This is a genomic window from Mycolicibacter algericus DSM 45454, assembly GCF_002086455.1.
In the GTDB taxonomy this organism is placed as follows: Bacteria; Actinomycetota; Actinomycetes; order Mycobacteriales; family Mycobacteriaceae; genus Mycobacterium; species Mycobacterium algericum.
This window is the reverse complement of the sequence record NZ_MVHC01000055.1, coordinates 1-10,364: the sequence shown is the minus strand read 5'-3', so window position 1 is coordinate 10,364 and position 10,364 is coordinate 1. Positions and strand designations below refer to the sequence as shown.

The following is a 10,364-nucleotide window of genomic DNA, read 5'->3' as shown; positions in this document are numbered from 1 at the left end:
CAACTACCCACCCCCGCCGCCGGGCAACTATCCGCCGCCCGCGCCCGGGTACGCCTCGGCCGGAAGCCCGGTCGGCGATCTTCCGCAGGAGTCCTACACGCCGTGGCTCACCCGGGTGGGCGCCTACTTCATCGACTCCATTCCGATCCTGCTGATCTACGGCATCCCCGCGATGGTCGCCGGGTCCACGGCGCAACGGGAGTGCGTCACCACATCGGCCGGGTTCGCCTGCACCGTCACGCCGTCGACCGCCGGTGCCCTGCTGATGTTCCTCGGCTGGCTGGGCGCGTTCGGCTTCGGAATCTGGAACTACGGCTACCGGCAGGGCACCACCGGTTCGAGCATCGGCAAATCGGTGATGAAGTTCAAAGTGGTTTCCGAAGCCACCGGTCAGCCGATCGGATTCGGGATGTCGATCGTGCGACAACTGGCCCACCTCATCGACGGCATCATCTTGTTCATCGGCTACCTGTTCCCGTTGTGGGACGCCAAACGGCAGACGCTGGCCGACAAGATCATGACCACCGTCTGCCTGCCGATCCGGTGAGCCGCCTGCACGGCCCGATCGGCCCCTCCACGACGGCGATCCATGCCGGTTTCCGGCCCGATCCGGCCACCGGGGCGGTCAATCCGCCGATCTACGCGAGCAGTACGTTCGCCCAGGACGGCGTCGGTGGGCTGCGGGGCGGTTACGAGTACGCCCGCACCGGCAACCCGACCCGGACCGCGCTGGAGACCGCACTGGCCGCCGTCGAGCAGGGCCGATACGGCCGGGCGTTCTCCTCCGGGATGGCCGCCACGGACTGCGCGCTGCGGGCGATGCTGCGTCCCGGCGATCATCTGATCATCCCCGACGACGCCTACGGCGGCACCTTCCGGCTGATCGACAAGGTGTTCACCGGTTGGGGTTTGGCCTACACGCCGGTCGCGCTGTCCGACCTGGATGCAGTGCGTGCCGCACTCACCGACAAGACCCGACTGATCTTGGTGGAGACGCCCACCAACCCGTTGCTGTCGATCAGCGACATCGAAAGCATTGCCGCAATCGGCCGGGAGTCGGGCGCAAAGGTGTTGGTGGACAATACGTTCGCCTCGCCGGCGCTGCAGCAGCCGCTGACGCTGGGCGCTGACGTGGTGCTGCACTCCACCACGAAGTACATCGGCGGCCACTCCGATGTGGTCGGTGGCGCGCTGGTCACCGACGACGAGGAGCTCGACGCCGCCTTCGCGTTCCTGCAGAACGGCGCCGGGGCGGTCCCCGGTCCGTTCGACGCCTACCTCACGCTGCGGGGCCTCAAGACGCTGGTGCTGCGGATGCAGCGGCACAGCGAGAACGCGGCCGCGGTGGCGGAGTTCCTTGCCGGACACGCCGCCGTCGACACCGTGCTGTATCCGGGCCTGCCCGGCCACCCGGGGCACGACATTGCCGCGCGCCAGATGCGCGGGTTCGGTGGCATGGTGTCGGTGCGGCTGCACGGCGGTCGGGGAGCTGCGGAGAAGCTGTGCGCCGCAACCGAGATCTTCATCCTGGCCGAGTCACTGGGCGGGGTGGAGTCGCTGATCGAACACCCGGGCGCGATGACCCATGCGTCGACGGCCGGTTCGCAACTGGAGGTTCCCGACGACCTGGTGCGGCTCTCGGTCGGCATCGAGGACATCGACGACCTGCTTGAGGACCTGAAGCAAGCGCTGCGCTGAGCCGCGGTAGGCCTCAGGGGCGATAGGGCTCCGCACTGACCAGGGTCACCTTGACGGTGTTGCCGCTGGGCACCGTGTAGCTGCGCTCCTCGCCTTCCTTGGCGCCGAGCAGGGCGTGACCCAGCGGTGAGTTCGGCGAATACACCTCGAGGTTCTCCTCGCTGATGCCCTCTTGGCGGGTGGCGATCAGGAAGGTTTCGGTGTCGCTCTTGTCGCCGTCGTAGAACACCTTGACCACCGAACCGGGCAGCGCCACCCCGGACTGGGTGGGAGCCTCGCCGACCTTGGCGTTGTTGAGCAACTCCTGCAGCTGGCGGATGCGGGCTTCTTGCTGCCCCTGCTCCTCGCGGGCAGCGTGGTAACCGCCGTTCTCGCGCAGATCACCCTCCTCGCGGCGGTCATTGATCTCCGCGGCGATCACCGGACGGTTCGCGATCAGCTGGTCGAGCTCGGCCTTGAGCCGGTCGTGCGACTCCTGCGTCAACCAGGTCACCTGGGTGTCCGTCATCTCACTGTGCTCCTCATGTCGTCGGACCCGGCGATAGCAGCCAGCGGGGTCGACGTCTTTAGTAATGCAGTCGTTCTAATGCAGCAATACACGGTCCCAGCCGGAACCGTGTATCAATACAGGGTACCACCGGAAAATCAGGGCGACCGCAGGTAATCGGGCACGTCGGGGCCGCAGCCGTAGATATCGCCCATGAGCGGCGGCTGGGAGGATTTGACGATCGTCGTCACCTGGACGGTCGACGACTCCGACGGTGGAATCAGCACTTCACGCCGGCCGGTCTCACTGCCGTCACCGGCCCGGACCCGCACGATGCAGACCGCCGGGCGGGACGGATCGGATCGCGTCACGCTGATTTTCACCGTCACCGTCTGGTCATCGACCACCTCGTAGCCGTACAGCTCGCCTTTCACGTCGGCGGTGGTCAGCCGTTGAAAGCCCAGCACGGCGACGGCGGCCGCGGTCGCGACGGCCAGCGCGCCCAGCATGATGGCCAGCAGGCGCCGTGGCAGGGCGCGGCCGCGGGTGTCCCCGTAGCGGGCCGGCTTCGAGTCGGTCATCGTGCGGTATGCCCCATGGTCGTGAATCGGGATCGGTTAACGCGCCCGCCGCTCATGGTGGAACGATGGAGGCCGAAACCAACGGGAACTATAGGGGCTAAAAGGGGAACGTGCACATGAGCGGACTGCGGTTGATGGCGGTGCATGCGCACCCCGACGACGAGTCCAGCAAGGGTGCGGCGACGCTGGCCCGTTACGCCGCCGCCGGTCACCGGGTGATGGTGGTGACGCTGACCGGCGGCGAGCGCGGTGACATCCTCAACCCGGCCATGGACCTGCCCGACGTCCACGGTCACATCGCCGAGATCCGCCGCGACGAGATGGCCAAGGCCGCCGAGATCCTCGGCGTCGAACATCACTGGCTGGGTTTCGTCGACTCCGGTCTGCCCAAGGGCGACCCGCTGCCCCCGCTGCCGGAGGACTGCTTCGCGCTGGTGCCGCTGGAGGTGTCCGTCGAAGCCCTGGTGCGGGTGGTTCGCGATTTCCGGCCGCACGTGATGACGACCTACGACGAGAACGGCGGCTATCCGCACCCCGACCACATCCGCTGCCACCAGGTCTCGGTGGCCGCCTTCGAGGCCGCCGGCGACTACCGCCGCTACCCGCAGGCCGGCGACGTCTGGAACGTTTCGAAGCTGTACTACAACCACGGGTTCCTGCGGCAGCGGATGCAGTTGCTGCAGGACGAGTTCGCCCGGAACGGGCAGATCGGCCCGTTCGCCAAGTGGCTGGAGCACTGGAAACCCGACCACGACAGCTTCGCCGCCCGGGTGACCAGCCGGATCCACTGCGCGGAGTATTTCAGTCAACGCGACGACGCGCTGCGCGCGCACGCCACCCAGATTGACCCGAACGGTGATTTCTTCGCCGCTCCGATCGAGTGGCAGCAACGACTGTGGCCCACCGAGGAGTTCGAGCTGGCCCGGTCCAGGGTGCCTATCATCCTGCCGGAGACCGACCTGTTCGCCGGGATCGAGGACGACTGATGAATCATGCTCTGCTGACCACACTTTGGCTCTTGGCCGATGATGTGCCCCGGGAAACCGGGCCGGACTTCGGCAAGGCCAGCCCATTCGGCCTGCTGGTGGTCGTGCTACTGCTGCTCGGCACGTTCGGGCTGGTGTGGTCGATGAACCGGCACCTCAAGAGGGTGCCGGAATCCTTCGACCGGGAGGACCCGGCCGCCGACCAGGCCGCCGACGAGGGCACGCTGGACCCGGGACCGGACTCGGCGGGCTAGGCCGCAGGTTAGCCATGGTCAATCGTCTCGGCGAATCCACCAGCCCGTATCTGCGCCAGCACGCCGACAATCCGGTGCACTGGCAGGAGTGGACACCCGAGGCGCTGGCCGAGGCCGTCGAGCGTGACGTGCCGATCCTGCTGTCGGTCGGCTATGCGGCATGTCACTGGTGTCACGTGATGGCGCACGGCTCGTTTGAAGACGCCCACGTCGCAGAGGTTATGAACGATGGCTTCGTCTGCATCAAGGTCGACCGGGAGGAGCGCCCGGACATCGACGCCGTCTACATGAACGCCACCATGGCGCTCACCGGCCGCGGAGGCTGGCCCATGACGTGTTTTCTGACTCCGGACGGCCGGCCGTTCTACTGCGGCACGTACTACCCCAAAGAGACGTTCCTGAACCTGCTTTCGGCAATCAGCACCACCTGGCGCGAGCGCCGCGGCGAGGTCGAGGACGCTTCGGGGCGCATCACCGCCGAACTGCGGGAAATGGCCGCCGGCCTGCCCGGCAACGGCCCGCCCGTCGACGCGATGCTCTGTGACGGTGCCGTGGCGGCGGTGCTGCGTGATGAGGACATCGAACGCGGGGGATTCGGCGGCGCACCCAAGTTCCCGCCGTCGGCGTTGATGGAAACCCTGCTGCGCCACTACGAACGGACCGCAGACCGCCCGGCGCTGGACGCGGTTGCCCGCGTCGGTGCGGCGATGGCCCGCGGCGGAATCTACGATCAGCTCGCTGGCGGCTTTGCCCGCTACAGCGTCGACAATGCCTGGGTGGTACCGCATTTCGAGAAGATGCTATACGACAACGCGCTGCTGCTGCGGGCCTATGCGCACTGGGCCCGGCGCACCGGCGACCCGCTGGCCCTCCGGGTGACGTCACAGACCGCCCGGTTCCTGCTCGAGGAGCTCGCGTGCGGCGGCATGTTCGTGTCATCGCTGGACGCCGACGCCGACGGCCGGGAGGGCTCGACGTATGTGTGGACCGCCGAGCAGCTGGCCGACGTGCTCGGCGACGACGACGGGCGTTGGGCGGTAGAGGTTTTCGGGGTGACGTCGAGTGGCACCTTTGAAGCCGGGAGTTCGGTGCTGCAACTACCGGTGGATCCCGACGACACGGGGCGGCTCGACCGGGTGCGAACCGCGCTGTTGGCCGCTCGGCGCTCCCGCGCCCAGCCGGACCGTGACGACAAGGTGGTCACCGCCTGGAACGGCTTGGCGATCACCGCCCTGGCCGAAGCCGGTGTAGCGCTGGGGGATCCGAGTCTGATCAGCGCGGCTCAGGACTGCGCCGCAGCACTGATCGGCCTGCACCTGGTGGACGGGCGGCTGCGCCGGGCCAGCCTGGGCGGCCTGGCGGGCGACAGCGCCGCGATACTGGAGGACTACGGCGCGCTGGCCACCGGGCTGCTCAGCGTGTACCAACTCGACGGCGACCAGCGGTGGCTGCACACCGCCGCCGGCCTGCTGGACACCGCACTGGCCCACTTCGCCGCTCCGGCGCAGCCCGGACGCTGGTTCGACAGCGCCGACGACGCCGAGGCACTGGTGCTGCGTCCGGGCGATCCGCTGGACGGGGCCACGCCGTCGGGTGCGGCGCTGATCACCGAGGCGCTACTGACCGCGGCGCACCTCACCGGCGCCGACCGCAGCGAGACCTACCGGCGGGCCGCATCCGACGCCTTGGCCGCGCACAGCGTGCTGCTGGCCCGCGCGCCGCGCTCGGTGGGCCACTGGCTGGCGGTGGCCGAGGCTTTCATCCGGGGCCCGTTGCAGGTCGCGGTGGCCTGCGATCCCGCGGACTCGCCATTGCTGGCCGACGCGCGCCGGCTGGCACCCGGCGGGGCGATCGTCGTCGGCGGTGCGCCCGGCTCGTCGGAGCTGTTGGAGGGGCGGGACCGTATCGACGGCGCCGACGCCGCCTACGTCTGCCGGGGGCCGGTGTGCGACCGGCCGGTGACCGGCGCGGCGGAGCTGGCCGCCGCACTCGAGGTGCCCGCGGCTCCGGCTTCCGGTGTAACCTGCGGCACATGACGAGCGCACCCGAGCGGGCACAGGCCATCACCGAGACCGTCCACCGCTACATCGAGCTGGTCGGCGGCGGAACCGCGGATGATCTGGTCGCGCTGTACGCCTCCGATGCCACCCTCGAGGACCCGGTCGGCGGCGAGGTGCACATCGGGCACCAGGCGATCCGCAACTTCTACTCGGCTATCACCGGCCTGCAGCGCGAGAGCGAACTGGTGACGCTGCGGGTGGCCGGCAACGAGGCGGCATTCCACTTCGCGCTGACCATCACCAACGGTGACCACCGGATGCGCATCGAGCCGATCGACGTGATGGTGTTCGACGGCGACGGCAAGATCGCCGGGATGAAGGCCTACTGGTCGGCGGAGAACATCACCCAGCTGTAGAACCGGCGCTCACGACAGTGCGGCGAACCAGATCGCGACGTACTGGCACGCGGCGGCCACCGCGGTGCAGGCGTGGAAGAACTCGTGGTAGCCGAACGTCTGCGGCCACGGGTCCGGCCACTTCAGGGCGTACATGATCGCGCCGATGCTGTAGAGCATGCCGCCGACCGTCAACAGCACCATGGCGGCCACCCCGGCGTTGTGCATGATCGTCGCGATGAAAAACGCTGACACCCAACCCAACAGCAGATAAAGCGGTACCCCCACCCACTTCGGGGCGGTCGGCCAGCACAGCTTGAGCACCACGCCGGCCAGTGCGCCGCCCCACACGATGGTCATCACCAGCCGTTCCTGGGCGCCGTGGTCCATCGCCAGCAGCGCGAACGGGGTGTAGGTGCCGGCGATGAAGATGAAGATCATCGCGTGGTCGAGCCGCTTCATCCTGATCCGGGCAGACACCGATTTCCAGGTCACCCGGTGATAGGTGGCGCTGACGGCGAACATGCCCACCACCGAGATGGTGTAGGCCAGCGTCGCCAGCCCCGCTTCGAGGCCGGCCAGCGGCCAGGTCACCCCGATCAGCGCTGCCCCGGCGATGACCGCCACGATCGCCGACACCAGGTGAATCCATCCGCGCGCCCGCGGCCTGGTGTGCGCCACCAGGACTTCCGCGGGGAGATCGCCGGGATTCGGCTCGGCGATGGTCTCGGTGTGTGTGCTCATGAACCTTTCCTCCAGCGGATTCCCGGATGCGATTCGCGGCAAGTACTGCCGATCACAGTAGTCTGGGTTTTTGTGGCGATCATCCCCGCGCGCCTGAAAGAACCGCTGTACCGGATCTACGAGCTGCGCCTCCGGCAGGGGCTCGCGGCCTCCCGGTCGGCGCTGCCGCGCCACATCGCCGTGCTCTGCGACGGCAACCGGCGGTGGGCGCGCGATGCCGGCTACGAGGACGTCAGCTACGGCTACCGGATGGGCGCGGCCAAGATCGCCGAGATGCTGCGTTGGTGCGCCGACGCCGGCATCGAGATGGCCACCGTCTACCTGCTGTCCACCGAGAACCTGCAACGCGACCCCGCCGAGCTCGCCGCGCTCATCGAGATCATCACCGACGTGGTGGAGGAGATCTGCGCACCCGCCAACCGCTGGAGCGTTCGAACTGTAGGCGACCTGGAGCTGCTGGGCGAAGAGCCCGCCCGCCGATTGCGGGAGGCCGTGGACTCCACCCGCGAGAAGAACGGTGGTTTTCACGTCAACGTCGCCGTCGGCTACGGCGGCCGCCAGGAGATCGTCGACGCCGTACGGGGCCTGCTCGGCAAGGAACTGGCCAACGGAGCCACCGCCGAGGAGCTCGTCGACGCCGTGACCGTCGAGGGCATCTCGGAGAATCTGTACACCTCCGGTCAGCCGGACCCGGACCTGGTGATCCGCACCTCCGGGGAGCAGCGGCTGTCCGGCTTCCTGCTGTGGCAGAGCGCCTACTCGGAGATGTGGTTCACCGAGGCGCACTGGCCGGCGTTCCGCCGGGTCGATTTCCTGCGCGCATTGCGCGACTACAGCGTGCGGCACCGGCGGTTCGGGCGGTAATCGGGGTGATTGTGCTGTCGGCGTTGGTGTTCACCTTGAGCTGGTGGCTCGGGATGTACCTGCTGGCACGCGACCCGCGCAAGCCGGTGCTGGTGCATGCCGCCATCGGGTTGTGCGGTTTCGCAGCCGTGGTCGCCGCTGACGCCGTGCGCGCGGTGTGGCAGCCGGTGCTGCTGGGCAAGCTGGAGATCTACCTGGCCGTGCTGCCCGGGGTGGCGTGGTTCGCGGTGCTGCTGGAACTGGCCCGCCCCTGCGACCGCTGGTCGGGCCGCGGCCGCGACATGGCGCTCATCGGCCTGGTCGCCGCCGCCGCACTGGTCGGGGCGGCGTGGGCCGGCAGCGTCGACGGCCCGCTGCGCGCCGGGCACTGGCTGCTGTTCGCGGTGATCTCGCTGTCGACGCTGGGGGCGATGATCAAGGCGGTGACCCGACCCTCGCAACCCGGCTCGGTGCTCGACGTGGTGATCGTGGCGACGCTGTTCTTCGCGCTCGCCAACGCGATTCTGATCATCCCGCTGGGGGTGATCCCCAGCGGGATCGCGCTGGCCAGCACCGGCATCGACGTCCTGCTGCTCGGTCTGGCGGTGGCGCTGTGGGACGCCTTCGACGAGGGCCAGGCGCTGCGGCTGGATATGCTGCGCTCATTTCTGGCCGCCACCGCGATGGCCGGGTTGCTGGGCGGCCAGCTGCTGATCGGGCTGGTGCTGACGCGCGACGAGCCCACCGCCCAGACCACGCTGACGGTGCTGCTGTTCACCACCATCGCGATCGCGATCGAAGTTCAGGTGTTCGTCGACCGGCTCGCCCGGCTCTGGGACCGGCTGGCGTTCTGGCGGTCTCCGACCCTGCGCGCCGACCGCGCGGCCCTACGCGACACCGAGGCGGCGCTGGCGCTGCGTTCCACCGGCCCGCTCGACGACGTCGACGAGGAGACGTTCGTCCGGCTGACCCGACGGGCGTTGGCCCACTACGGCGACCTGTCGAAACTCGTCGCCAGCCCGCTGACGGCGCTGCCGACCATCGACGAACGATTGGTGGCCCGCGGTGCGCCGGACGCGCCGCTGGAACGAGCCAATGAACTCAAGGCACTGCTGGCCGACCGTATCGCCGCGCTCAAGCCGCGCGACGGCGGCGAGTTCGGCACCACCGAGGAGTGGCGCTACTACAACGCCCTGTACTTCCCGTACGTGGTCGGCGTGCGCGCCTACGCGCAGAACGCCACCGCGGCCGGGCTGGATCCGACCGCCCGGCAGGCCTGGCAGTGGTTGGTCACCGAAGTGCCGCAGCGATCGCTGCACAACTGGCAGAACGCCGGCGCCCGGGTGATCGCCGCCGACCTGCGCGGCCGCATGGCGGTGTCGTCAGGGCGCTGACCTGCGGGTGGCAGTGCTTGGCAGTCTCCCGGGTCGAAGTGGCAGTGGCCGGCGAGCAATGTCGGGGGTGTTCTCAGACGTCTCCCGGACGTCCCGGCCTGCCCACGAAGGGAGTTCACCATGACCGCCGTCACCACCCCGGTCCTGTCCGACTCGACCGACTCACTGCTGCGCTTCGCGCTGCGCGCCGACGCCGTCACCACCGGGGTCATCGGCCTGGCCGGTGTGTTCGCCGCCCGCCCAATGGCGGCCCTGACCGGCCTCACCGCGGTCCAGGAATACGCGGTTGCGGCATTCTGCCTGCTCTACGGTGTGGCCGTGTACTTCCTGTCCGCGCTACCGGATCTGCGCCGGGCGGGAATCGGCGTGCTGGCGGCCAACGTGGTGTGCACCGTCGCGGCCATCGCGGTCCTCGAGACCGGTGTGCTGCCGTTGACCGGGTTCGGCGTCGCGGCGCTGCTCGCCAGTGCTGTCTACACCGCATCGTTCGCCCTCGCGCAGTACCGCGGACTGCGCCGGCTGCGTTGACTCGTCGCCACTTGCGCGTGTCGCCCCGGCCGCCACCGTCTACAGTTCTGTCCCATGATGTGGCGGCTGGCGGCGATGACGCTGATCCCCGTAACCCTGATATTCGCCGCCGCGCCGGCCCAGGCCGACGAGAAGAGCTACCTCGCCTACCTCGAGTCGCATGGCTTCAAGTACCAGAACACCCCCGGGCTGAACTCGTCCTCCGGCGCGGTGAAATTCGGTGAGATCATCTGCCAGAACCTGCGACGGGGCCGCCCCGCCAAGGACCGGTTCGGCAAGTCGATCGCCGACGGGATCCCCAAGGTTGTGATCGACGCGGCGCAGAACGAGATGTGCCCCGAGACGTTGGCCACCGCCACCCCGAAGCCGACGCCGGCGCCGCCGCCGGGGTTCGAGCGGACCCTGGTCTCGCGGGCCGTCGACTTCTTCAATGACGAAGTCTACGAGCTACGCG

13 protein-coding genes are annotated in these 10,364 nt (G+C 68.8%); 10 read left to right on the top strand and 3 right to left on the bottom strand.

Features of this window, described 5'->3' with window-relative positions:
• Positions 1–547: RDD family protein (locus BST10_RS21740; protein ID WP_083040667.1), on the top strand; the 547-nt coding region annotated here is incomplete at its 5' end.
• A complete protein-coding gene (locus BST10_RS21735; protein ID WP_083040666.1) occupies positions 544–1,698 on the top strand; it encodes a cystathionine gamma-synthase in 1,155 nt (384 codons plus the stop codon). The genes BST10_RS21740 and BST10_RS21735, both read left to right, overlap by 4 nt.
• A gap of 13 nt (positions 1,699–1,711) precedes the next feature.
• Here BST10_RS21735 and greA read toward each other — a convergent pair whose 3' ends face one another.
• The gene (gene greA / locus BST10_RS21730; protein WP_013827968.1) at positions 1,712–2,206 is read right to left on the bottom strand and encodes a transcription elongation factor GreA; all 495 of its coding nucleotides are present in this window, start codon (positions 2,204–2,206) and stop codon (positions 1,712–1,714) included.
• A gap of 137 nt (positions 2,207–2,343) precedes the next feature.
• Entirely contained in the window at positions 2,344–2,766 is a 423-nt protein-coding gene (locus BST10_RS21725; protein WP_013827969.1) for a DUF4307 domain-containing protein, read from the bottom strand.
• Positions 2,767–2,882: 116 nt separating this feature from the next.
• On the opposite strand from BST10_RS21725, the gene mca reads away from it, so the two are divergent.
• The 4 genes from mca to BST10_RS21705 are packed head-to-tail and all read left to right on the top strand — an operon-like array spanning position 2,883 to position 6,422.
• Positions 2,883–3,752 (top strand): mycothiol conjugate amidase Mca, encoded by an 870-nt coding sequence (mca, locus tag BST10_RS21720; RefSeq protein ID WP_013827970.1) that lies wholly within the window; start codon positions 2,883–2,885, stop codon positions 3,750–3,752.
• Positions 3,752–4,006, top strand: coding sequence for a hypothetical protein (locus BST10_RS21715; protein ID WP_013827971.1), 255 nt, complete (start codon positions 3,752–3,754; stop codon positions 4,004–4,006). Before mca ends, BST10_RS21715 begins: the two co-directional genes overlap by 1 nt.
• Before the next feature lie 14 nt (positions 4,007–4,020).
• On the top strand, positions 4,021–6,042 hold the full coding sequence (locus BST10_RS21710) for a thioredoxin domain-containing protein (RefSeq protein WP_013827972.1): 2,022 nt from the start codon (positions 4,021–4,023) through the stop codon (positions 6,040–6,042).
• Positions 6,039–6,422, top strand: coding sequence for a nuclear transport factor 2 family protein (locus tag BST10_RS21705; protein ID WP_013827973.1), 384 nt, complete (start codon positions 6,039–6,041; stop codon positions 6,420–6,422). Before BST10_RS21710 ends, BST10_RS21705 begins: the two co-directional genes overlap by 4 nt.
• 9 nt (positions 6,423–6,431) lie before the next feature.
• Here BST10_RS21705 and trhA read toward each other — a convergent pair whose 3' ends face one another.
• The gene (trhA, locus tag BST10_RS21700) at positions 6,432–7,145 is read right to left on the bottom strand and encodes a PAQR family membrane homeostasis protein TrhA (protein ID WP_013827974.1); all 714 of its coding nucleotides are present in this window, start codon (positions 7,143–7,145) and stop codon (positions 6,432–6,434) included.
• Between the two features lie 72 nt (positions 7,146–7,217).
• Here trhA and BST10_RS21695 point away from each other — a divergent pair, with 72 nt between their 5' ends.
• The 4 genes from BST10_RS21695 to BST10_RS21680 all read left to right on the top strand — a co-directional run.
• A complete protein-coding gene (locus tag BST10_RS21695; RefSeq protein WP_013827975.1) occupies positions 7,218–8,009 on the top strand; it encodes a (2Z,6E)-farnesyl diphosphate synthase in 792 nt (263 codons plus the stop codon).
• Between the two features lie 5 nt (positions 8,010–8,014).
• Positions 8,015–9,382: a hypothetical protein gene (locus tag BST10_RS21690; RefSeq protein WP_109559613.1), complete on the top strand. Its 1,368-nt coding sequence runs from the start codon at positions 8,015–8,017 to the stop codon at positions 9,380–9,382.
• Positions 9,383–9,502: 120 nt separating this feature from the next.
• The gene (locus tag BST10_RS21685; protein ID WP_083040663.1) at positions 9,503–9,910 is read left to right on the top strand and encodes a hypothetical protein; all 408 of its coding nucleotides are present in this window, start codon (positions 9,503–9,505) and stop codon (positions 9,908–9,910) included.
• A 54-nt stretch (positions 9,911–9,964) separates the two neighbouring features.
• Positions 9,965–10,364: DUF732 domain-containing protein (locus BST10_RS21680; protein WP_083040661.1), on the top strand; the 400-nt coding region annotated here is incomplete at its 3' end.

Coding starts and splice junctions, on each gene's coding strand:
- greA (WP_013827968.1), bottom strand. CDS start 2,206: ATGACGGACACCCAGGTGACCTGGTTGACGCAGGAGTCGCACGACCGG.
- BST10_RS21725 (WP_013827969.1), bottom strand. CDS start 2,766: ATGACCGACTCGAAGCCGGCCCGCTACGGGGACACCCGCGGCCGCGCC.
- mca (WP_013827970.1), top strand. CDS start 2,883: ATGAGCGGACTGCGGTTGATGGCGGTGCATGCGCACCCCGACGACGAG.
- BST10_RS21715 (WP_013827971.1), top strand. CDS start 3,752: ATGAATCATGCTCTGCTGACCACACTTTGGCTCTTGGCCGATGATGTG.
- BST10_RS21710 (WP_013827972.1), top strand. CDS start 4,021: ATGGTCAATCGTCTCGGCGAATCCACCAGCCCGTATCTGCGCCAGCAC.
- BST10_RS21705 (WP_013827973.1), top strand. CDS start 6,039: ATGACGAGCGCACCCGAGCGGGCACAGGCCATCACCGAGACCGTCCAC.
- trhA (WP_013827974.1), bottom strand. CDS start 7,145: ATGAGCACACACACCGAGACCATCGCCGAGCCGAATCCCGGCGATCTC.
- BST10_RS21685 (WP_083040663.1), top strand. CDS start 9,503: ATGACCGCCGTCACCACCCCGGTCCTGTCCGACTCGACCGACTCACTG.